The following is a 21,281-nucleotide window of genomic DNA, read 5'->3' on the forward strand; positions in this document are numbered from 1 at the left end:
GCCCCGCACCCGGGCCTCAGCCTCGCAGCTGGGACTCGGGTTGTCGCGCGGGTGCGGCGGCGGCCAGATACGTCCGCCGCAGGAACCGCATCAACGCCTTCGACTCGAACTGCACCACGGAAACGCCGTGAGCCGAGTGGAACTCCACCACGGCCTGCACCCGCCCGCACGGCCACACACGTATCTCGCCGCTCTCGGCCGGCGCGCGCAGCCCCTGTTCCAGCAGGGAGCGCGAGAACGTCCACTCATGGGCCTCACGCCCGGGCAACCGCACGCGCACCGAGCGCGGATCGGTCTCGGGGTCGTACTTCAGGACGACCGGCACCGCGTCCTGTTCTTCCGCCACGATGTCCGCGTCCGTGACGATATGGGCTCGCGCGTACTGCTCGACTACAGACATCGGACGGCCCCTTACCCTGCGTGACCTTTGCGGAAGCTGTGCCTTCACTCCCCCTCCAATGTCGCATATCTTCACGAATGCGCCCCTTGAGGCGGGCGTATATCACATGCGCGATACACAAGCTCCTCGCTCTTGCAAGTGGTTCGCATTAAGCCACTATCATCGAACGGTGCATGTACCTGACGGATTCATAGACGCCCCCACCTCGGTCGCGACCGGCGTGGTCGCCGCTGCCGCCGTCGCCGTGAGCCTGCGCGGCGCCCGCCGTGAGCTCGACGAGCGCACCGCGCCGCTGGCCGGCCTGGTGGCCGCGTTCATCTTCGCGGTGCAGATGCTGAACTTCCCGGTGGCGGCCGGGACCAGCGGACATCTACTCGGCGGCGCCCTGGCCGCGATACTCGTCGGCCCCTACACCGGCGTGCTCGTCATCTCCGTCGTCCTGCTCATGCAGGGCATCCTCTTCGCGGACGGCGGCCTGACCGCGCTCGGCGTGAACATCACGTGCATGGGCATCGTCACGGTGGTCGTGGCGTACGGCCTCTTCCGCGGCCTGGTCAAGATCCTGCCGCGCACGCGCCGCTCCGTGACCGCCGCCTCCTTCGTCGCCGCGATCGCCTCGGTCCCGGCCTCGGCCCTCGTCTTCACGGCGCTGTACGCCGTCGGCGGCACCACCGACGTCTCCATCGGCAAGGTCGCCACCGCCATGGTCGGCGTGCACATCCTGATCGGCATCGGCGAGGCCGCGATCACCGCGCTGACCGTCGGCGCCGTCATCGCCGTACGCCCCGACCTCGTGTACGGCGCCCGCGACCTGCGCCAACGCCTGCAGCTGCGGGTGAACGGCGAGCTGGTCGACGCCCCCGCCGCCGAGCCGGCGGTCCCGGTCGCCGCCCGTTCCCCGCGCAAGATCTGGGCGGTCGGCCTGGTCGCCTCCCTGGTCCTCGCCGGGTTCGTCAGCTTCTACGCCTCCGCCGACCCGGACGGCCTGGAGAAGGTGGCCGCAGACAAGGGCATCGACGCGAAGGTCGAGGAGCACGCGGCCGCCGACTCGCCGCTCGCCGACTATGGCGTCAAGGACATCGATGACGCCCGCCTGTCCGGGGGGCTGGCGGGCGTCATCGGCGTCGGCGTGACCGTGGTCGCGGGCACCGGCGTCTTCTGGGCGGTGCGCAAGCGCCGTACGTCCGAGGGGACGGACGTGTCCGACGCGTCGCCCGCGAGCACGAGCGTCTGAGATGGGCGCAGGGCACGCGCACAAGCTCTACCGGCACGGGCACTCGCCCGTGCACGCCCTGCCCCCGCACACCAAGCTCGCGGCGGTCTTCGCCTTCGTGATCGTGGTCGTGTCGACACCGCGGGAGGCGATGTGGGCGTTCGGCCTGTACGCCGTACTGCTCGCGGTCGTCGCCTGCGTCGCGCGCGTGCCCGCCGGCTTCCTGCTCAAGCGGCTGCTGATCGAGGTGCCGTTCGTCGCGTTCGCCGTGCTGATGCCGTTCGTGGCGGAGGGCGAGCGGGTCGAGGTGCTGGGGATGTCGCTGAGCGTCAGCGGGCTGTGGGGCGCCTGGAACGTACTGGCGAAAGGCACCCTGGGTGTCGCCGCCTCCGTCCTCCTGGCCTCCACGACCGAGCTGCGCGCCCTGCTCCTGGGCCTGCAGCGGCTGAAGCTCCCGCCCCTCCTGGTGCAGATCGCGTCCTTCATGATCCGGTACGGCGATGTCATCACGGACGAGATGCGGCGCATGCGCATCGCCCGCGAGTCGCGCGGCTTCGAGGCGAGGGGCCTGCGGCACTGGGGCGTGCTCGGGAAGTCCGCGGGGGCGCTGTTCATCCGGTCCTACGAGCGCGGCGAGCGGGTGCATCTGGCCATGGTCAGCCGCGGGTACGCCGGTTCGATGCCGGTGATCGACGAGGTGACCGCGTCCCGGGCGCAGTGGTCGTACGCCCTCGCGCTCCCCTTCGCCGCCCTCGTCGTCTGTCTGCTGGGATGGTCGCTGTGACTGATGTGACGCCTTCGCCCTCGCTGGAAGTGGCCGGCCTGGCCTTCGCGTACCCCGACGGCCACCAGGCCCTGTTCGGCGTGGACTTCTCGATCGCGCGCGGCGAGCGGGTCGCGCTGCTCGGGCCGAACGGCGCCGGCAAGACGACCCTCGTGCTGCACCTCAACGGCATCCTGACCGGCGGCACGGGCACGGTGAAGGTCGCCGGGCTGCCCGTCGGCCGGCAGCACATGGCCGAGATCCGGCGCCGGGTCGGGATCGTGTTCCAGGACCCGGACGACCAGTTGTTCATGCCGACGGTCCGCGAGGACGTGGCCTTCGGACCGGCGGCGGCCGGACTGAAGGGCCCGGACCTGGAGGAGCGCGTCGACCGGGCCCTGGCCCAGGTCGGCATGGCCGAGTTCAAGGACCGTCCCCCGCACCACCTCTCCTTCGGCCAGCGGCGCCGGGTGGCGGTGGCGACCGTCCTCGCGATGGAACCGGAGATCCTCGTCCTGGACGAGCCGTCCTCCAACCTCGACCCCGCCTCCCGCCGCGAACTGGCCGACATCCTGCGCTCGTTGGACGTCACGGTCCTGATGGTCACGCACGACCTGCCGTACGCCCTGGAGCTGTGCCCGCGCTCCCTCGTCCTCAGCGAGGGCGTGATCGCGGCGGACGGCAAGACCGGCGAACTCCTCTCCGACGACGAGCTGATGCGCGCCCACCGCCTGGAGCTGCCGTTCGGCTTCGACCCGCGCTCCGTGACGGGGGTGCCCCCGCGCGAGCCGAGCGAAGCCGGTTCGAGCGTGGGGGAGGGCGCGTGACGAACGAGGAACCGGCGGACGGCGGGAAGGCGAGCGAGGGCTCGCTGTTGCTCGACGAGCAGCTGTGCTTCGCGCTGTACGCCGCCCAGCGCGCGGTGACGGCCGCGTACCGTCCGCTTCTCGACGAGCTCGGCCTCACCTACCCGCAGTATCTGGTCCTGCTGGTCCTCTGGGAGCGCGGCGAGACGACGGTGAAGGAGCTGGCGGCCGCCCTGCGGCTCGACTACGGCACGGTCTCTCCGCTGCTGAAGCGCCTGGAGGCGGCGGGGCTGGTACGCCGTGAGCGCTCGGCGCGGGACGAGCGGTCGGTGCTCGTCGCGGTCACCGGGGAGGGCGAACGGCTGCGGGAGCGGGCGGAGTGCGTGCCGGGCACGCTGCTCGCGGCGACGGGGCTCGGCGAGCCGGAGGTGGCCCGGTTGCGCGAGGAGTTGTGGCTGCTGGCGGGGAAGGCGGCGGCCGCGGCGGACCGTACCAGCCGCTGAAGTCGGGTTACTCGCGGTCGCTACCCCCTGGTAACCGATGCTCACCTACCGGCCGGTACCTTGTGCACGATGTAATTGTGCGCCCACGCGGCTGAGCCGCGCAGGGATACAGCTTCTGGGGGAGGGCCAATCATGACCGCCGAGGACACCGCCGTCGACACCCGTCCGACGAAGATCATGTACGTCGCCGAGGCCACCGCGCACGGCGGCCGGGACGGGTTCGTCAGCAGCCAGGACGGCCAGATCGACCTCAAGGTCGCGATGCCTCCGGAACTGGGCGGGGACGGCAACGGCACCAACCCCGAGCAGCTCTTCGCCGCCGGGTACAGCTCCTGCTTCCACAACGCGCTGATCCTCGTCGGCAACCGCGAGGGCTACGACCTCACCGGATCCACGGTCGCCACGAAGGTCGGCATCGGCCCCAACAAGCACCGCGGCTACGGCCTCGCGGTCGCCCTCAGCGTCTCGCTGCCGGTGCTGGACCCGGACATCGCGGCCAAGCTGGTGGACGCCGCGCACGAGATCTGCCCGTACTCCAACGCGACCCGGGGGAACATCGACGTCACCATCCTGCTTGGGTAGAAGGGCACCCGCACAAGGCAGGACGAGGAGACGGACGTGGACGTGAACGGCATGGTGGCCGAGGGCTTCGAGCCGGTCAGGGCGGCGTTCGTCCGGAACTTCGAGACGCTGGGCGAGCGGGGCGCGGCGGTCGCCGTGTACCGGGACGGCCGCAAGGTGGTCGACCTGTGGGCCGGCACGAAGGACGTCGACGGCACGGAGCCCTGGGAACACGGCACCGCGCAGGTCGTGCGGTCGGCGACGAAGGGCGTCGCCGCCGCCGTACTCCTCCTCCTGCATCAGCGAGGCGTGCTGGACCTGGACGCGCCGGTGGCCGAGTACTGGCCGGAGTTCAAGGCGCACGGCAAGGAGCGGCTGCTGGTCCGGCATGTGCTGAACCACCGCGCCGGGCTCCCGGTCCTCGACCGCCCGCTCACGCCCGCAGCGGCGCTGGACCCGCGCCGGGGCCCCGAGGCGGTGGCCGCGCAGGCGCCCGCGTGGGAGCCGGGCACCGATCACGGCTATCACGCGCTGACGTACGGCTGGATGCTCGACGAGCTGGTCCGGCGCGTGACGGGGCGGTGGGCCGGCGAGTGGCTCGCGACCGAGGTCACCGGCCCGCTGGGCGCTGACCTGTGGCTGGGCCTGCCGGAGGCGGAGGCGGCCCGGGTAGGCCGTACCGGTCGCGTGGACGGTCCCGAACCGGCGGGCGGGTTGCGCTCCCGCCCCAAGCGCTCGGTCACCGAGGCCTACGACGACCCGGACTCCCTCACCCGCCGTGCCTTCGCCGCCATCACCCCGTTCCCCGACCAGAACGACCCCGCCTACCGCGCCGCCGCCCTCCCCGCGACGAACGGCATCGCCACGGCCGACGGCCTGGCCCGCGTCTACGCCGGCCTGATCGGCAAGGTCGACGGCATCCGCCTCTTCGACCCGCCCACGCTGGAACTGGCCCGCACCGAGGAGTCCTCCGGCCCGGACCGCGTCCTGGTCGTGAACACCCGCTTCGGCCTCGGCTTCATGCTCCACGGCACCGCCTCCCCCCTCCTGGGCCCCACCTCCTTCGGCCACCCCGGCCGCGGCGGCGCCCTCGGCTTCGCCGACCCGGAAACGGGCATCGCGTTCGGCTATGTGACGAACGGCTTCCGCAAGACGGTCACGGCGGATCCGAGGGCGCAGGCGTTGGTGCGGGCGGTGCGGGGGGTGTTGGCGTAGCGCTGCCCCGGTTCAGACGTGGATCGGGTGCGACGTGCGTCCCGATGCCTGGTCGATCTCGCTGTGTGCCTTGGTGAGGAGTTGCATCGCCAGTTCGTTCAGGGCGCGGGCCCCGGCGATCTCCTCGCCGACCCGTGGCTGATTGGAGTCGGTGTGGTGCCGTGTGGCGTGTCCGTGGGCCCGTACCTCGGAGCCGTCGGGCAGACGCACCAGGGCGACCGACCTCGTTTCCTGGTCGTCCTCCTGGAACTCCAGCTCGACATGCCATCCCACTGCGGTGTGCATCATGACGATCACCTCCGGAAGACCTGCTTCCAGGGTGCGCCCGAGAGGGCACCGGCGACCAGTCGGAGTCGGAATAAGCTCCGAAGAGGCTCGCAGTACGGCTCGGAATGCGACTCGGAATACGGCTCGGAACACTTTGCGGACACCTCGGAGCGACAGGATGGCCGGCCATGGGCGCGCGTGAACAGGACTGCGTCTTCTGCGAGATCGTCGCCGGTGCCGCCGAGGCGCGGGTGGTGCACGAGGACGAGCACACCCTCGCCTTCTTCCCGCTGGCGCCCGCCACGCGGGGACACACCCTGGTCGTGCCGAAGGCGCACGCGGCGGACCTGTGGGCGATGGACGAGGCGGCGGCCCAGCGCCTGTTCCACACCGTGATGGTGGTGGGCAGGGCGCTGCGCGCGGTTCTGCGGCCCGACGGCATGAACGTCGTCAACTCCGCGGGCGCGGTGGCCACACAGACCGTGTTCCACACCCATGTCCACCTCGTGCCACGCGGCCCCGGCGACACGATGGGAACCATCTGGCCACCGAAGGGCGCGGGCTTCCGCTACGAGGACGACGCGGCCACGGACGCGCTCGCCGCCCGCCTCTCCGCGGCCATCGTCCGACGGCCGGCGCCCTGACTTCGGCCGACACCGCACGTCACCTCACGTCACCTCACAGGGCGAACGCCAGCAGCACCAGGTCGGTCAGCAGCAGCGGCGCGTAGAACAGCAGCAGCGTCGGCGTCTGCCAGACCTCCGGCCAGGGCATCCGGGCCAGATACGGCGCCACGTCCATGGAGAGCATCTCGACCGTGCTGCCGGGGCGCCGCGCGTCGTCGTAGAGCCGCCTGAAGGCCCGTTCCTGGCGCAGGAAGAAGCAGTCCAGGTACCAGAAGCAGAGCAGCGGCACCAGGCCGACGCCCGCGAGCTGCCAGCTCAACCGGCTGGCGGACAGCGCGAACAGGCCCGCGGCCAGGGTCAGCGCCCAGCCCTTCACGAGGAACGAGTTGGTGCCCAGTCGCGTGATCGTCGCCTGGATGAACTCGAGGTGCTTGATCCGGTCCGCGCCCAGCGGCGGCTCGCGGCCCCCGACGTCCGACCCTGCGACGTCCGGCCCCTCCGACCCCTCGCTCAGCGCAGTCACTGCCCCGCCCCCTCGGTGAGCCTCACCCTCGTTTTCGCCCGGCCCGTATCGTAGTCCCGGAGCAAAGCCCCCAACTCGGGATCAGTGAGACTCGGCACACTCCCTTCGGTGACCGCCTTCGCCCTGCTTCCATGGAGATGTCGCGTTCCATGGAGATGTCTCGCGCCGGACCTGGCCCCGCCGCCACCGCCACCTCCCCCGTTCACCGCTCAGGGCCATATCGAGGACATGCGCTGCTGTTTCTCCGCCCACCTCCCCGCCCTCGCGGTCCTGTCGGCCTTCCCCGGCCCCTGCGAGGTGCTGCGCTCCGGCGCGCGCCTCGCCCCCGCCCTGCTGCGGTCGGCCTCCGCCGCCGTACAGCGGGCGCGCTCCCACCCCGACGACCTGACCGCCGTCAACCTGGAACTGGTCACCCTCGCCGAGGACCGCGCGGTCATCACCTGGTACACCGGCATCCCCGGCACCAACGACGGCCTGGGCCACCCCCTCCCCGCGATCACCGAGGGCGAGGTCGTCTACGGCACCCACCCCTCCCGGCTCAACCGCACCGCCTCCGAGGGCCGCCCGACCGCTTACCACCAGGTCGAGCTCACGGACCTGGAGCCGGGGCAGACGTACTACTACCAGGCCCGCTCACGCGGCGTCGCCGCCACGCCCACCCCGCTCCACCTGGTGCGCGGCAACGCGGTGGGCACCTCGACGTTCGGGTTCGGCCACAGCGGCGGCCCGTACTCCTTCACCACCCCGCAGCCCCCGCCCGGCCGCCACCTGCTGTCGGTCGCGCTCTGCAACGACCTGCACCTCGGCGAGACCACCGCCGGCCTGGTCGGCGGCCTGCCCATGCTGCGCGGCGTGGGGCAGCAGCCGGGGCGCGCGCCCTATCCGGAGCTGATGAGCCGGGCCCTGGTCGAGGAGGCCCGGCGGCGCGGGGCGGACGTGCTGCTGGCCGGGGGCGACATCTCGGCCGGCGGGGCGGCGCACGACCTCGGCGAGGCCCGGCGGATCCTGGACGGCTTCGGCACCCACGGGCGGGACTACTTCGTCGTACGCGGCAACCACGACCGCGCGCGGAACAACGACAACGCCAACGCCTTCCAGGCCACCTTCCAGACCACCTTCCCGGGCGGCGGCGACGGCTCCGGGTTCTTCGCCCACGACCTCGGCGGGCTGCGCATCATCGGCCTCGACACCTACGCCAAGACCGGCAACGGCGCCGACGCGGGCGGCCTCGGACCCGACCAACTGGCGTGGTTCCAGCAGCGGTTGAGGGAGCAGCCGGACCAGCCGACGCTGGTGTTCGGCCACCATCCGCTGACCGTGCGGGACTCGGTGTTCCCGGTGACCCGCGGCCAGTGCCTGGAGCGCCGCCAGGCCCGCGCGATCGTCGACGCCTACGCGCAGGCCCCCGGCGTCTTCCTGCACCACGCGGGCCACACCCACCGCAACAAGCGCACCGTGCTGGTGCGGGCGCCGCACGTCACCCAGCAGGAGGTCGCCGCCGCCAAGGACTACCCGGGCGGCTTCACCCTCCTGCGCATCCACTCCGGCGGTTACGCCCTCAACCACTACAAGGCCGACGCCCCGGCGGCCCGCCAGTGGAACGAGCGCAGCCGCCGCGTCGCCGCGGGCCTGTGGCCGCACCACGCCCTGGGCCGCTCGGTCGCGGACCGCAACAGCGTGACGGCGCACGACCTGTCGGGCATCGCCGCGCAGAGCACAGTGCACTGACAGCGCACCGGTGGTGCACCGATAGCGCACTGTAAATAGCACCGGACAGGGAGTGTCCGTAGCGTCACAGTCATGGCGACCCTCTGGGAGCTGATGCGCGACTGCATCCCCGACGACCACGCCCGTCAGGTCACCTCGCGGTACTACGTCGACGAGGTGATGGGCGCCCCCGGCGCACCCGGGCTGGTCGTCGACCTGGGATGCGGCCGCGGCACGTCCGCCCGGCTCTTCCGCAGGCACGCCCCGGCGGTGCGGTGGGTCGGCGTCGACATCCGGGACTCACCGGAGGCCGCACAGCGCACCCCGAGCGGTGACCCCGTCGTGCACTACGACGGCGTCCATCTCCCCCTCGGCTCGGACTCGCTCCCCCTCATCTACTCCCACCAGGTCTTCGAACACGTCGCCCGCCCGCGCGAGCTGCTCGCGGAGATCAGCCGAGTACTGAAGCCCGGCGGCCTGTTCATCGGGTCGACGTCCCAGTTCGAGCCGTACCACTCCTTCAGCCTGTGGAACTACACCCCGTACGGCTTTCGGGTCCTGGTCGAGGAGGCGGGGCTCGAGCTGGAGGAGATCCGGCCCTCGCTCGACGGGGTGGCGCTGATCATGCGCAGCTACCTCGGCCGTCCGCCCGAGTACAGCCGGTACTGGGACGAACAGTCCCCGCTCAACACGGAGATCGACGAGTGGGCGGCGCAGAACGGCCGCCGCCGCAGGACGGCGCTGGTGAACCTGCGCAAGCTCACGTACTGCGGCCAGTTCGCGTTCCGGGTGGCCAAGCCGGTGCAAGATCGCGAAACTCGGCGCGCCGCAGGATGATTTGGGGCATTTCTACTTAATCTCCCTTAATCGTAAGGGTCGCTCCTGCACGAAAGGGGCGCCCTTTCACGCATTGCATCCACCTCACTCCACCGGAGATGACATGCAGAAGCTTCGCAAGGCTGCCGTTCTGGTCGCCGCCCTCAGCAGCGTGGCGCTCGTGGGCGCGGGCACGGCCCACGCCGACGGCCACGGCCACGGCCACCGGGGCGGCAACGACTTCAAGGTCCAGCAGAGCACCTCGTGCAAGTCCCACGACCTGAACATCGACATCCTCGGCACAGTCGGCCTGCTCAACGGCCTGCTGGGCGGCGCCCTCAACGGCGAGGGCAACGAGGGCAGCCAGAGCACCCACCTCGGCTCGACGATGGGCTGCAACAACGCCGCCTTCGACAAGTGACCGTCTGACTGGTGCGGAAGTCCCGGCCGACGGCCGGGGCTTCGGCCTAACTGGCGTGCAGCATCATCCCGATGCCCACCACCAGCAGCGCCGCCGCCGCGATCCGGGCCCGCCCGAACCGCTCCTTGAACAGGACGGCCCCGATGGCGGCGCCCACGATGATCGAGGACTCCCGCAGCGCGGCGATCGGCGCCAACTCCGCCTTCGTCTGAGCCCACAGGACCAGCGCGTACGCGGCGACGGACAGCGCGGCACCCAGCAGCCCCAGCACGGCGAACGGCCGTAGCACGGCGACCGTCTCCCCGCGCCAGCGCCAGACGGCGTACGCCGGGATGGCGAGCCCCTCGACCACCATCAGCCAGGCGATATAGCCGAGCGACGACCCCGAGGCGCGCACGCCCAGCCCGTCGATCACGGTGTACGCCGCGATGCTCAGCCCGGTCGCCAACGCGGCGCCGATCGCGGCCCAGTTGGGCCGGTGCCCGCGCAGCCCCCACAGGGCGACGCCGACGAGCCCCGTGCACGACACGGCGATCCCGGCGGCCGCCCACCCGTTGGGCACCTCGTGCGCGAACACGGCGGCGAACAGGGCGACCACGAGCGGCGCGGTGCCCCGGGCGATGGGGTAGGCCTGCCCGAAGTCGCCCAGCCGGAAGGACTTCATCAGCAGCGCGAAATAGATGATATGAACGACGGCCGACGCCAGGAGATACGGCCACGCCCCGGCCGCCGGGAACGCCCCGAAGGGCATCAGCGCCAGCCCGATGAGCACCCCGCCGCCCGCGATGAGCGTGAACCCCACCAGCTTGTCCGTGATCTTGTGGGCGATGGCGTTCCAACTGGCGTGCGTGACGGCGGCCAGCAGGACGGCGGCGGTGACCAGGGGCGTCACGAAGTCTGCGGCTGCTCGCGCACGTCCACCAGGGCGGCGCCGGCATGGGCGACAAGTTCCTTGGGCTCCATGGGGAAGACCGCGTGCGGGTTCCCGGCGGCGGCCCACACGACCTCGTGCTCCAGCAGCGACCGGTCGGCGAGCACCCGCGTCCGCGTACGGTGCCCGAAGGGCGGTACACCGCCGATGGCGTACCCGGTGGTCTCCCGTACGACATCCGCCTTGGCCCGCGTGACCTTCTGGACGCCGAGTTCCTTCCGGACCAGCTCCACGTCGACCCGCGACGCCCCGTCCATCAGCACCAGCACCGGCTCCCCGTCCGCCGCGAAGATCAGCGACTTGCAGATCTGACTGAGCTCACACCCGATGGCCGCGGCGGCCTCGGCGGCGGTACGGGTCGCGTCCGGGAAGCGGCGGATCCGGGTGTGGAGGTCGGCCAGCCCCAGCTCACGCAGGGCTTCGGCGAAACGGGGGTGGGCTCCGAAGCCCTCGGACTCAGTGGCGGCTGTCGTCATGCACGGCACGCTAGCGGTGGGTGTACCGGGCATGCGACCGGGTTATCAGGCGGTCGAGCGGACGATCCGGAGCACCTGTTCCAGCGACTCGACGACCAGTCCGGCGCCGACGCTCCTGAGCTCCTTGACCTTACGGGCGTTGCGCGCGTACCCGAGGAACGGAATGCCGGCCCGGAGGGCGGCTTGGCAGTCCGCGGGGGTGCTGCCGATGACCAACGCGTCCGAAGGACCGGCACCCATCGCTGCCAGAGCCCGGTTGAGGCAGTGCGGATTCGGTTTGAGCAGGTGCAGGTTCTGGGTGCGGCCGTACACATGAGAGGCGAAGCAGGACAGCAGGCCCCGAGACACAAGGTACTTACGCACGACACGGGGGGAGTTGTCGGTGGCGACGGCGAGTCGAACGCCGGCTGCGGTCCAGGTGCGAATCAACGGGTCCGCGTATGCGGTGGGCATCGCCGAGGCCGCGGCCTGCAACTCCTCCAGGGTGAGCCGTTCCTCCAGCTCCAGCACCAGGTCGCTGCCGGGATGCCGTCGCGCCACGGCAAGCAGGACGACGTGCGGGTCCAATGCCTCCCGTTCCTCATCCGTCAACAGGCCGTGCAGGCCCCGTGCCTCCAGCCACCGCACAAGACCGTCCGCCGCCCAGTCCGCCGAATGCCCGGCGAACAGGCGGCAGATCGGCCCGTCGAAGTCCCAGAGCACGACTCGCGCACGGGCGATGACCTCGCGCAGGTCCTCGGCCGGGTCGTGCGGAGTCCGATCCTCCGGTACGGCGGTGAGCAGCGGACTGGTGAACATCGCGGTCGCCTCACCCGCACCCCCCGCCACCGGCTCCCGTGGCTGCGTTCTCGTACCGTTCGCCGCCGACTGGTCTCGCGCCTTCGCCCGTTCCGCTTCCTCCCGCCGGGCCAGTTCCCGCTCGCTGCGCCGGGCCCGTTCCCGGTGGTCCTGCTCCCGCCGCTCCTCGTCCGCTCTGACCTGGCTCGTGATCTCGTGGGCTTCCAGGAGCGCCTCGCGTGCGGCCCTGGCCTGGGGGTGCCGTGCCCCGAGCAGGCTCGCGGACCGTTGGGCCGTCACGGCGAGGGCGTCGGTCAACCGCTCCTGGGCTGCCAGGTCGTGCGCCGCCACGGCCTCCGCGTGCTTCGCCGCGGTCATGATCACGAGGGCTTCCAGCGCCCGGGGATGGTCGTTCCCCCAGCGGTCGATCTGCCGACCGCAGAGGTCCACCAGTTCCCGCACCAGGTCGAGGCCCCTGCCCCGGGTCTGTAGCGGCCGCTCGATCAGGAACAAGGTATGGGCCGACCGCATCCGCACGTCGAGCCAAGCCGCCGAGCCATCGGCCTGAGAAGCAAGTCGCGCGGCCCGTTCGGCGTGTTCCCGGGCGGCAGCCCGCCCTCGCAGCCGGACGAACACCGCGCCGAGTTGAGTGAGGGTGTGGGCCTCCTCAAGGGGCGTTCGGGCGGCCTTCAGCGCCCCTCGGAGGGCCCAGCGGGCGTCCCAGTCGTGTCCGCTCTCGGCAAGGACGGTGGCGATCCGGTTGTGGACCGGGCACCGGTGTTCCACGGGAACGCGTTCCTCGTTCACCCATTGCTTGATCGTGTCCAGAGCGACCCCGTACTCCCGCTCGGCCGCGTCGCCGAGCTCACGCAGCAGGGCAAGGAAATACGACATCTCAGCCGCGTCCGCGGGCGTGCTCAGCAACTGCTCGTCCTCGGCGAGCCGGTCGACCTCGTGCCGCAGCAAGCCAACCGCGTCCAGGGATCCCCCGACCGCCCTCTCGGCCAGATCGATCCTGCGCTGCCACGGCGGTACGGCGCTTTCAGGCATCGGGGTCGCCTCCCAGGGCGCGGTCGCCGAACTTCCGCAGTGTGCGGCCGCGCTGCTCCTGTGCTTCCTCCGGCGTGATGTAGCCGGCTTCCTCCCACTGACGCAGCGCCCTCAGTACGACTTCGACGTCCCGTACCGCGTTCCGCTCGGGCGCCTGCTCGGCCGACTCGCAAGGCTCCGTGGGATCGTGGCCGCCGTTCCGCAGGGAGTCCACGCTGAAGTGCGGAAACAGGTCCATGGCATGTCGTACGGACGCGGCGATGAGCACCTCGCTTCCCTGGGCGGGGTCCGCACGGCTGTACTGCTGCTCCATGAGGATGCCCACCACACCTGGATCGGTGTCCACGGGGCTGCCCGAGTACCCCGAATAGTCACCCAGCCCCTGTTCCACGGTCAGCTGAATCCCCGTGAACTCGCCGCCCTCGACGCTGCGGTAGGTGATGGGCGCGTGCGACACGCGTCCGCTGAGCTGTGTCTGCTCGTCCGGCGGACAGTAGGTGCCACGCCATCGCGCGTCCGGCCGTGGCCAGTCCGTCGGCGGGGCGACGGGCAGGTCGTACCGGCGGGCGTCCTCGATGTGGATGAGGGCGAGGTCCCTGTCCTTCACCGAGTCGCACAGCCGGCCGGTCACCGCGCGCCCGTCCGCCAGTTCGAGATCCAGGCGTCCGTACTGCACGCGTGCCTCCCGGAGACAGTGCATGGCCGTCAGCACGTAGACGCGGGTCAGGAGGAGCCCGGCGCCCAGAAATCTGCCGTCCTCACTGATCCGCACCCAGTACTGGTCGCCGGTCACGGCGCACCCGAGGTCCGCTCCACCGTGAGCGTCACTTCGAAGGACGCCTCCGCCGACGCCTTGGAGAGGATGACACCGGCCTCGGCTGCCAGCGTGATCCCGAAGGTGACCTCCGCGCTGGTGACGGCCCAGCCGTGCCGCTCGGGAACCTGGGCGAGCGAGTCCTGCGCGATGGTCGACGCCTGCCGGATGGCGTCCCGCAGTTCGTCCTGGCGGTCGGCCAGGGGCGCGGACTGGCGTGTCCTCGCGCCGATCTGCCGCGCTCCGTGCCCGTTGAGCTCGACGGTCTCAACTCGCACCAGGGGCAGGTCAGTTGCCCGTTGCTCCGTCACAGCCTCAGGGTAGCGAAACGGATGCGACGAAGAGGGTCCAAGTGGTCGGGGCGACGGTGAGGGCACCCCGTCCCCACGGAGCCCTCACCGGCCGGCCTACCTCAATCGCGGCCCGTCAGACGCGCACCAGCTCCCGCTCACCGTCCTTGTCTGCCTCCGCCTCCGTGCGCAGGGCCTCGCCCTCCACGTCCACGTTCGGCAGGACGCGGTCCAGCCACTTCGGGAGCCACCAGGCCTTCTTGCCGAGCAGGGCGAGGACGGCCGGGACGATGGCCATGCGGACGACGAACGCGTCGAAGAGGACCGCGATCGCCAGGCCGAAGCCGATCATCTTGACCATCGACTCGCTGGCGCCGATGAAGCCGGAGAACACCGCGATCATGATGATCGCCGCCGCCGTGACGACCCGCGCGCTGTGCCGGAACCCGGTCACCACGGCCTGGCTGGGCCGCTCGCCGTGGACGTACGCCTCGCGCATCCGCGTCACGAGGAACACCTCGTAGTCCATGGCCAGCCCGAAGACCACGCCGACCATGAAGATCGGCATCATCGACATGACCGGGCCGGTCTCCTGGACGCCGAAGAGGTCGGCGAGCCAGCCCCACTGGAAGACCGCGACCACCGCACCCAGCGCCGCCAGCACGCTCAGCAGGAAGCCGAGGGCCGCCTTCAGCGGGACGAGGATCGAGCGGAAGACGAGGATCAGGAGGAGGAAGGCGAGGCCGACCACCAGGATCAGATACGGCACCAGCGCGTCGTTCAGCTTCTGCGAGAAGTCGATGTTCATCGCGGTCGTGCCGGTGACCAGCACTTTCGCATCCGTTTCGGCCGTGATCCCGGTGCCCGCGTCACGGATGGAGTGCACCAGGTCCTCAGTCGAGACCGACGACGGCTTGGAGTCGGGGATCACGGTGATCGTCGCCGTGTCGCCGGACTTGTTGTACGTCGCCGGGGTCACCGTGACGACGTCCTTGAGGCCCTTGATCTCGTCGGAGACCTTGGTGACCGCCTCCTTCGGGGCGTCGCTCGCCTTCGCGTCGACGACCACCACGAGCGGGCCGTTGAAGCCGGGGCCGAAGCCCTCGGAGAGCATGTCGTACGCCCGGCGCTGGGTCGTCGACGTCGGCTGGGAGCCGTCGTCGGGGAGGCCCAGTTCGAGGGAGGTCGCCGGAAGGGCGGCGGCACCGAGGCCGAGGACGCCGAGCAGGAGGACGGCCAGGGGGCGGCGTACGACGAAGCTGGCCCAGCGCGTGCCCATGTTCGGCTTGTCGGAAGTGGCCTTGTCCGCGGCCGCCTTCTTCCTGCCGCCGCCGAAGAGCCTGCCCTTCTCGCCCGTCGGCCTGACCTTGCGGCCCGCGTAGCCGAGCAGTGCCGGGACCATGGTCAGCGCGATCAGGACCGCGATCACGACCGTGCCCGCCGCGGCGACACCCATCTTCGTCAGCATCGGGACGTTCACGACCGCGAGGCCCACCAGCGCGATCACCACGGTGAGGCCGGCGAAGACCACCGCGGAGCCCGCGGTGCCGGTGGCGCGGCCTGCCGCCTCCTCGCGGTCGCGGCCCTCGGCGAGTTCGGCGCGGTAGCGGGAGACGATGAACAGGGCGTAGTCGATGCCGACCGCGAGGCCGATCATCATGGCCAGGGTGGAGGTGGTGGAGCCGAGGTCCAGGGCGTTGGCCAGCGCGGTGATCACCGAGACGCCGATGCCGACGCCGATCAGCGCGGTGAGCAGCGGCAGACCGGCCGCGATCAGCGAGCCGAAGGTGATGACGAGGACGACCGCGGCGACCGCGAGGCCGATGATCTCGGAGGAGGCCGCCTCCGGTGTCGTCTGGAGCGCGTCACCGCCGATCTCCACCGTCAGCCCGGCGTCGCGGGCCTGCTGCCCGGCGTCCTCCAGGGCGTCCCTGCTGGCGTCCGTCAGCTCCATGCCGGGGACCTCGTAGCGCACGGAGGCGTACGCGATCGTGCCGTCCTTGCTGACGGCGTGCGCCTTGTAGGGGTCGGCGACGGAGACGACCTCGGAGCCGTCGGACAGCTCCTTGACGGTCTTCTCGACGGTCGCCTTGTTGGCGGCGTCCGTCATCTTCTCCCCGTCCGGCGCCTTGAAGACGACCCGGGCGGTCCCGCCGTCCGCGCTGCCGCCCGGGAAGCGCTGGTCCAGCAGGTCGAAGGCCTTCTGCGCCTCGGTGCCGGGGATGGAGAAGGAACTGGATCCGGCGCTGGGCGCGCTGGCCGCGCCGACGCCCGCGAGGGCGAGCAGCGCGACCCATACGAGGGCGACGAAGTGCCGTCGCCTGAAGGCGAGCCGGCCGAGTTTGTAGAGAAACGTGGCCACGAGAGCGACTCCCGGTCAGGTCGTGGGGTTGGGGCGCCCGGCCGGGGTTCCGGCACAGGCCCCAGGGCAGGGGTGATCAGCCCGACGACGTGAGCGGTTACGTCAGGTGGAGGGCTTGCTGGGGGAACCCGTCAGCTGGAGGGACTTGCCAGTTGACGGAACTCGTCGGGTTACGGAGCTCGTCGGTCGACGGAGCTCGTCAGTCGACGGGTGCGCCGAGGGCGGGGAGGACCACGGCGTCGATGTACGAGGAGAGGAACTCCTGCGTCGGCGGCCGGTCGTCGATCAGCGTCCGCGTGGCGAACGCGCCGACGAGCATGTGCACCACGTAGTCCAGCGCGGGACAGTCGGCGCGTACCTCGCCGCGGTCGACGGCCCGTTGGACCACCCGGTGGAACTCCGCCATCTCGGGCTCGATGAGCAGTTCCTTGAAGGCCTGCAGGAGCTCCGGGTTGGCGTGCACCGCCATGAACAGACCCCGCATCAGCGCGGCGTTCTGCTGCATGGTGCAGTCGTCCTCACGCGAGGTGAGGGCCTGCAGGTCGCCCCGCAGGGTCCCGGTGTCGACGTCGGCGATGTTGCCCGGCTTGTTGTGCCGGATCGCCTTCGCCACCAGCTCCGGCTTGCCGCCCCACTGGCGGTAGAGCGTCGCCTTGCTGGACCGGGTGCGGGCCGCCACGGCGTCCATGGTGAGGGCGTCGTAGCCGACCTCCCGGAGCAGGTCGAGCACGGCGCCGTACAACTCGGCCTCGCGCTCGGGGGTGATACGACTGCGCCGCGCTGTTGCCACCTCGGTCACGGTCCTCACCTTCCCACTCCGAACGACACGGTTTCGTACACGACGAAGGTACCGCATCCCCCTTCGAAACGAAACGGTTTCGTTCGCGTACGGCCGTGTTCTGGGTCACGCACGGGCACCGACCGCCGACACGCGCCCCGTTTCCCACGACTTGCCCCTGTCCGTCCCCCGGCAAAGCATGGGGAGGTGAGCTACCTGCGCCTACCGCATCTGAGCGGCGACCTGCTGTGCTTCGTGGCCGAGGACGACCTGTGGCTGGCCCCCCTCGACGGCCCCGGCCGCGCCTGGCGACTCACCGTGGACCGCACCAAGACCGGCCACCCCCGCTTCTGCCCCGAGGGCCGGCACATCGCGTACACGAGCTGGCGGAGCCTGGTCCCCGAGATCCACCTGGTCCCGGTGGACGGCGGCCCGGGCGAGCAGCTCACCCACTGGGGGTCGGCGGACACCCAGGTGTGCGGCTGGACACCCGACGGCATCATCCTCGCCGTCGCCTCCCACGGTGAGCCCTTCTCCCACTTCACCTGGGCCTACAAGGTCAGCCTCGGCGGCGACCCCGGCCGCAAGCTCCCCTGGGGGCCGTGCTCCGACATCCAGGTCGCCGACATCGACGGCGAGCGCAAGACCCTGCTCCTGACCGGCACCCCGCCGCACGAACCGGCGTCCTGGAAGCGGTACCGGGGCGGGGCCACGGGCCGCCTCTGGCTGCACGGCGAACGCCTGCTCGCGGACATCGGCGGCCACGGCGGCCACCTCCACTCCCCCATGTTCGTCGGCGGCCGGATCGCCTTCCTCTCCGACCACGAGGGCGTAGGCAACCTCTACTCGTGCGCGTACGACGGCTCCGACCTGCGCCGCCACACCGACCACGACGCCTTCTACGCCCGGCACGCCTCCAGTGACGGCACCCGGGTGGTGTACCAGTGCGCGGGCGACCTGTGGATCGTGGACGACCTCGCCCCGGACTCCAAGCCGCGCAAGCTCGAAGTACGGCTGAGCGGGCCGCGCGCGGGACGACGTACGTACCAGGTGCCGGCCGCCCAGCACGTCGACGGCATCTCCGTGGACGAGACGGGCCGCGCGAGCGCCGTGGTCGTACGCGGCAGCCTCTACTGGCTCACCCACCGGGACGGCCCGGCCCGCACCATCACCGACACCCCCGGCGTACGGGTCCGGCTCCCTGAAATGCTCGGCTCGGTCGGCCAGGTCGCGTACGTGACCGACGCCGAGGGCGAGGACGCCATCGAGATCGCCTACCTCCCCCGGGCGACCGGCGACCGGGAACCCCGCCGGCTGGCCTCCGGCGAGCTGGGCCGGGTCCTGGAGATGGTCGCCGACCCGAAGGGAGAGCGCCTCGCGCTCGCGGCGCACGACGGACGACTGCTTCTCCTCGACGTCACCGAGGACTCCAACGGCGAGGTCACGGAGCTGATCCGGTCGATCAACGGACCCGTACGGGACCTGGCCTTCTCCCCGGACGGGACCTGGCTGACCTGGTCCCACCCGGGCATCGGCCGCTCCCTCCGCCAGATCAAGCTGGCCCGGATCTCCGGGACCGGACAGGGGGCGGGAGTAGAGGCAGGAGCCGGCCTGATCGTCGACGTCACCAACGGCCGCTTCGAGGACGAGAACCCCGTGTTCACCCGGGACGGCCGCTACCTGGCCTTCCTCTCCTGGCGCGGCTTCGACCCGGTGTACGACGTCCACACCGGCGACCTGTCCTTCCCGCTGGGCTGCCGCCCCTACCTGGTCCCCCTGTCCTCGGCCACCCCGTCCCCCTTCGCCCTCAACCCCGAGGGCCGCCCGGCGGCCGGCGGCCTTGACCCGGTGGAGGACGAGGAGGGCTCGGAGGCCGGAGCGACGACCATCGAGGTCGAGGGCCTGGAGAGCCGGGTCACCCCCTTCCCGGTGACCGCCTCCAAGTACTCCGCGCTGCACCCGGTCGCGGGCGGCGGACTGGTGTGGCTGCGCTGGCCGATCTCGGGCGCGCTGGGCGAGACGTTCGCCAACCCGGACGACACGACCGGTCGGCCGACCCTCGAACACTTCAACATCAGCAAGGCCAAGAAGTCCGAACTCGTCGACCATCTGGACTGGTTCGCGGTGAGCGGGGACGGCAGCCGCCTGGTCGTCGTCGACGAGGGCGACCTGCGGGCGGTGCCCGCGAACGAGTCCGGCGACAGCGACTCGACGGTGTGGATCGACCTGCGCCGCATCCTGCACGAGGTGGACCCGACGGCGGAGTGGAGACAGTCGTACGAGGAGGCGGGCCGCCTGATCAGGGCGTACTTCTGGGAGCCGGACATGTGCGGCATCGACTGGGACGGAGTCCTCGCCCAGTACCGCCCGTTGGTCGACCGCGTCGCCTCCCCCGACGAGTTCGCGGACCTCCTGCGAGAGGTGCTGGGCGAACTCGGCACCTCGCACGCGTACGTCTCCCCCGCCCGCCGCAACGAGGGCCCGCCCCACTACCAGCGCTGGCAGGGCCTGCTGGGCGCCAACCTGGTCCGCAGGGACGAGGGCTGGACGGTCAGACGCATCCTCCCCGGCGAGTCGTCCGACTCCAAGGCCCGCTCGCCCCTGGCCGGCACCGGCATCCGCGAAGGAGCGGTCCTCACACACGTGGACGGCCGCCCGGTGGACCCGGTCAGGGGCCCGTACCCGTTGCTGGCCGGCTCAGGCGGCACGACGGTGGAGCTCACGTTCAGCCCGGCAGAGGGCGAGGCAGGCCGGTCACGCCGGGTCGCCGTCGTCCCGCTGCTCGACGAACGCCCCCTGCGCTACCAGGACTGGGTGGCCAAACGCCGGGCCGTCGTCCGGGAGTTGAGCGGCGGCCGCTGCGGCTACCTGCACATCCCCGACATGGGCGGCTCGGGCTGGGCCCAGTTCAACCGGGACCTGCGGATGGAGATGTCACGCCCCGCGCTGATCGTCGACGTACGCGGCAACGCGGGCGGCCACATCAGCGAACTGGTCGTGGAGAAGCTGACCCGCACGATCCTGGGCTGGGACCTCACACGCAACGCCCAGCCGGTGTCGTACGCCTCGAACGCCCCGCGCGGCCCGGTCGTCGCCCTGGCCGACGAGGCGACCTCCTCGGACGGCGACATGATCACGGCAGCCTTCAAGCTCCTCAAGCTGGGCCCGGTCGTCGGCCAGCGCACCTGGGGCGGAGTGGTCGGCATGACCGGCCGCCACCGCCTGGGCGACGGCACGGTGATCACGGTCCCTATGAACGCGGCGTGGTTCGACGCATACGGCTGGAGCATCGAGAACAAGGGCGTGACCCCCGACCTGGAGGTCCTCCGCACCCCACTGGACTGGGCGGAGGGCCGCCACGCCCAACTGACGGACGCGGTGGAACTGGCCCTGAAACTCCTGGAGTCGAACCCCCCGGCAACGCCCCCGGACTACGCCCACGTCCCGGACCGCTCGAGGCCGGAATTGCCGCCGAGGAATTGAGCAGGGGCAAGGCCAACGCCCTCAGGGGCGCGGCGCTGTCCCGCCTCTCGAGACACGGCACCCCAGCCAACCCAGGGGCGCGGGGAACTGCGCGACAAGCCCCCACACAGCCGCACCCGACAACGCACCTCTCAAGGCAAGCCAAAACGCGGGGTACCCACCAAACAGGGGGTACCCCGCGTTTCATCGGCTGAGCCGACCGCAAGAACTACCGGTCGTAGTCCTGGTCGAACCGCTCCTCGTCGTCACGAGTCGAGCGCTCGCGCTCATCCTCACGCTGCGGCCGCTGACGACCCCGCTCCGGCTGACCCGGCTGACCCGGCTGGCCCGGGTGACCCGGCCGGCCCTCCTGACCCTGCTGCCGCTGCTGCTTCGCCCGCTGCTTCAGCTGCTCCGACTTCTCCTGGAACTGGTCCTTCATGCCCATGTGGGTTCACTCCCGTAGTGAGTGGGGGGTTGGCCCCTCGCTGGGGCCTCGACCAGATTCACACGGGCGATA

The 21,281-nt window shown here is 71.2% G+C and carries 22 protein-coding genes; 11 read left to right on the top strand and 11 right to left on the bottom strand.

Features of this window, described 5'->3' with window-relative positions; genetic code table 11:
• Positions 1-16 precede the first annotated feature (16 nt).
• The gene (locus ABD932_RS33585; RefSeq protein WP_345018648.1) at positions 17-400 is read right to left on the bottom strand and encodes an SsgA family sporulation/cell division regulator; all 384 of its coding nucleotides are present in this window, start codon (positions 398-400) and stop codon (positions 17-19) included.
• Positions 401-569: 169 nt separating this feature from the next.
• On the opposite strand from ABD932_RS33585, the gene ABD932_RS33590 reads away from it, so the two are divergent.
• The 6 genes from ABD932_RS33590 to ABD932_RS33615 all read left to right on the top strand — a co-directional run bounded on the left by ABD932_RS33590 (position 570) and on the right by ABD932_RS33615 (position 5,461).
• Complete coding sequence (locus tag ABD932_RS33590) at positions 570-1,634, top strand: energy-coupling factor ABC transporter permease (protein WP_345018650.1); 1,065 nt, start codon at positions 570-572, stop codon at positions 1,632-1,634.
• Position 1,635: 1 nt separating this feature from the next.
• On the top strand, positions 1,636-2,397 hold the full coding sequence (cbiQ, locus tag ABD932_RS33595; protein WP_345018652.1) for a cobalt ECF transporter T component CbiQ: 762 nt from the start codon (positions 1,636-1,638) through the stop codon (positions 2,395-2,397).
• Positions 2,385-3,203 carry an energy-coupling factor ABC transporter ATP-binding protein gene (locus ABD932_RS33600; RefSeq protein ID WP_345018654.1) on the top strand — a complete coding sequence of 273 codons (819 nt, stop codon included), beginning with the start codon at positions 2,385-2,387 and terminating at the stop codon, positions 3,201-3,203. The genes cbiQ and ABD932_RS33600 overlap by 13 nt, the downstream gene beginning before the upstream one ends.
• Complete coding sequence (locus tag ABD932_RS33605) at positions 3,200-3,685, top strand: MarR family winged helix-turn-helix transcriptional regulator (protein ID WP_345018656.1); 486 nt, start codon at positions 3,200-3,202, stop codon at positions 3,683-3,685. The genes ABD932_RS33600 and ABD932_RS33605 overlap by 4 nt, the downstream gene beginning before the upstream one ends.
• A 132-nt stretch (positions 3,686-3,817) precedes the next feature.
• Positions 3,818-4,267: an organic hydroperoxide resistance protein gene (locus tag ABD932_RS33610; protein ID WP_345018658.1), complete on the top strand. Its 450-nt coding sequence runs from the start codon at positions 3,818-3,820 to the stop codon at positions 4,265-4,267.
• A 36-nt stretch (positions 4,268-4,303) separates the two neighbouring features.
• Positions 4,304-5,461: a serine hydrolase domain-containing protein gene (locus tag ABD932_RS33615; protein ID WP_345018660.1), complete on the top strand. Its 1,158-nt coding sequence runs from the start codon at positions 4,304-4,306 to the stop codon at positions 5,459-5,461.
• 12 nt (positions 5,462-5,473) lie between these two features.
• Here the strand turns inward: ABD932_RS33615 and ABD932_RS33620 are convergent, their stop codons facing one another.
• Positions 5,474-5,749 (bottom strand): DUF1876 domain-containing protein, encoded by a 276-nt coding sequence (locus ABD932_RS33620; RefSeq protein ID WP_345018662.1) that lies wholly within the window; start codon positions 5,747-5,749, stop codon positions 5,474-5,476.
• A 167-nt stretch (positions 5,750-5,916) separates the two neighbouring features.
• Here ABD932_RS33620 and ABD932_RS33625 point away from each other — a divergent pair, with 167 nt between their 5' ends.
• Positions 5,917-6,372: an HIT family protein gene (locus ABD932_RS33625; protein ID WP_345018664.1), complete on the top strand. Its 456-nt coding sequence runs from the start codon at positions 5,917-5,919 to the stop codon at positions 6,370-6,372.
• A 34-nt stretch (positions 6,373-6,406) separates the two neighbouring features.
• On the opposite strand, the gene ABD932_RS33630 is transcribed toward ABD932_RS33625, so the two are convergent.
• Entirely contained in the window at positions 6,407-6,877 is a 471-nt protein-coding gene (locus tag ABD932_RS33630) for a hypothetical protein (RefSeq protein WP_345018666.1), read from the bottom strand.
• Between the two features lie 228 nt (positions 6,878-7,105).
• On the opposite strand from ABD932_RS33630, the gene ABD932_RS33635 reads away from it, so the two are divergent.
• The 3 genes from ABD932_RS33635 to ABD932_RS33645 all read left to right on the top strand — a co-directional run bounded on the left by ABD932_RS33635 (position 7,106) and on the right by ABD932_RS33645 (position 9,821).
• A complete protein-coding gene (locus ABD932_RS33635) occupies positions 7,106-8,605 on the top strand; it encodes a purple acid phosphatase family protein (protein ID WP_345018668.1) in 1,500 nt (499 codons plus the stop codon).
• 72 nt (positions 8,606-8,677) lie between these two features.
• Positions 8,678-9,421, top strand: coding sequence for a class I SAM-dependent methyltransferase (locus ABD932_RS33640; RefSeq protein WP_345018670.1), 744 nt, complete (start codon positions 8,678-8,680; stop codon positions 9,419-9,421).
• Between the two features lie 103 nt (positions 9,422-9,524).
• Positions 9,525-9,821, top strand: coding sequence for a hypothetical protein (locus ABD932_RS33645; RefSeq protein WP_345018672.1), 297 nt, complete (start codon positions 9,525-9,527; stop codon positions 9,819-9,821).
• Positions 9,822-9,867: 46 nt separating this feature from the next.
• Here the strand turns inward: ABD932_RS33645 and ABD932_RS33650 are convergent, their stop codons facing one another.
• From ABD932_RS33650 to ABD932_RS33680, 7 genes are all read right to left on the bottom strand, one after another.
• Positions 9,868-10,713: an EamA family transporter gene (locus tag ABD932_RS33650; RefSeq protein WP_345018674.1), complete on the bottom strand. Its 846-nt coding sequence runs from the start codon at positions 10,711-10,713 to the stop codon at positions 9,868-9,870.
• Positions 10,710-11,228 (bottom strand): YbaK/EbsC family protein, encoded by a 519-nt coding sequence (locus ABD932_RS33655; RefSeq protein WP_345018676.1) that lies wholly within the window; start codon positions 11,226-11,228, stop codon positions 10,710-10,712. Before ABD932_RS33655 ends, ABD932_RS33650 begins: the two co-directional genes overlap by 4 nt.
• Positions 11,229-11,273: 45 nt before the next feature.
• Positions 11,274-12,026, bottom strand: coding sequence for an HAD family hydrolase (locus ABD932_RS33660; protein ID WP_345018823.1), 753 nt, complete (start codon positions 12,024-12,026; stop codon positions 11,274-11,276).
• Positions 12,027-13,047: 1,021 nt separating this feature from the next.
• Positions 13,048-13,848: a trypsin-like serine protease gene (locus ABD932_RS33665; RefSeq protein WP_345018678.1), complete on the bottom strand. Its 801-nt coding sequence runs from the start codon at positions 13,846-13,848 to the stop codon at positions 13,048-13,050.
• On the bottom strand, positions 13,845-14,180 hold the full coding sequence (locus tag ABD932_RS33670; protein ID WP_345018681.1) for a CU044_2847 family protein: 336 nt from the start codon (positions 14,178-14,180) through the stop codon (positions 13,845-13,847). Before ABD932_RS33670 ends, ABD932_RS33665 begins: the two co-directional genes overlap by 4 nt.
• 115 nt (positions 14,181-14,295) lie before the next feature.
• Positions 14,296-16,521, bottom strand: coding sequence for an MMPL family transporter (locus ABD932_RS33675; protein WP_345018684.1), 2,226 nt, complete (start codon positions 16,519-16,521; stop codon positions 14,296-14,298).
• A 199-nt stretch (positions 16,522-16,720) separates the two neighbouring features.
• Entirely contained in the window at positions 16,721-17,320 is a 600-nt protein-coding gene (locus ABD932_RS33680) for a TetR/AcrR family transcriptional regulator (RefSeq protein ID WP_345018686.1), read from the bottom strand.
• A 186-nt stretch (positions 17,321-17,506) separates the two neighbouring features.
• Between ABD932_RS33680 and ABD932_RS33685 the strand changes: the two genes are divergently transcribed.
• Positions 17,507-20,782: a S41 family peptidase gene (locus ABD932_RS33685; protein ID WP_345018688.1), complete on the top strand. Its 3,276-nt coding sequence runs from the start codon at positions 17,507-17,509 to the stop codon at positions 20,780-20,782.
• A gap of 208 nt (positions 20,783-20,990) precedes the next feature.
• On the opposite strand, the gene ABD932_RS33690 is transcribed toward ABD932_RS33685, so the two are convergent.
• The gene (locus tag ABD932_RS33690) at positions 20,991-21,209 is read right to left on the bottom strand and encodes a hypothetical protein (RefSeq protein WP_345018690.1); all 219 of its coding nucleotides are present in this window, start codon (positions 21,207-21,209) and stop codon (positions 20,991-20,993) included.
• Between the last annotated feature and the right edge of the window lie 72 nt (positions 21,210-21,281).

The sequence above is a fragment of the Streptomyces shaanxiensis genome (assembly GCF_039537145.1).
Lineage (GTDB): Bacteria > Actinomycetota > Actinomycetes > Streptomycetales > Streptomycetaceae > Streptomyces > Streptomyces shaanxiensis.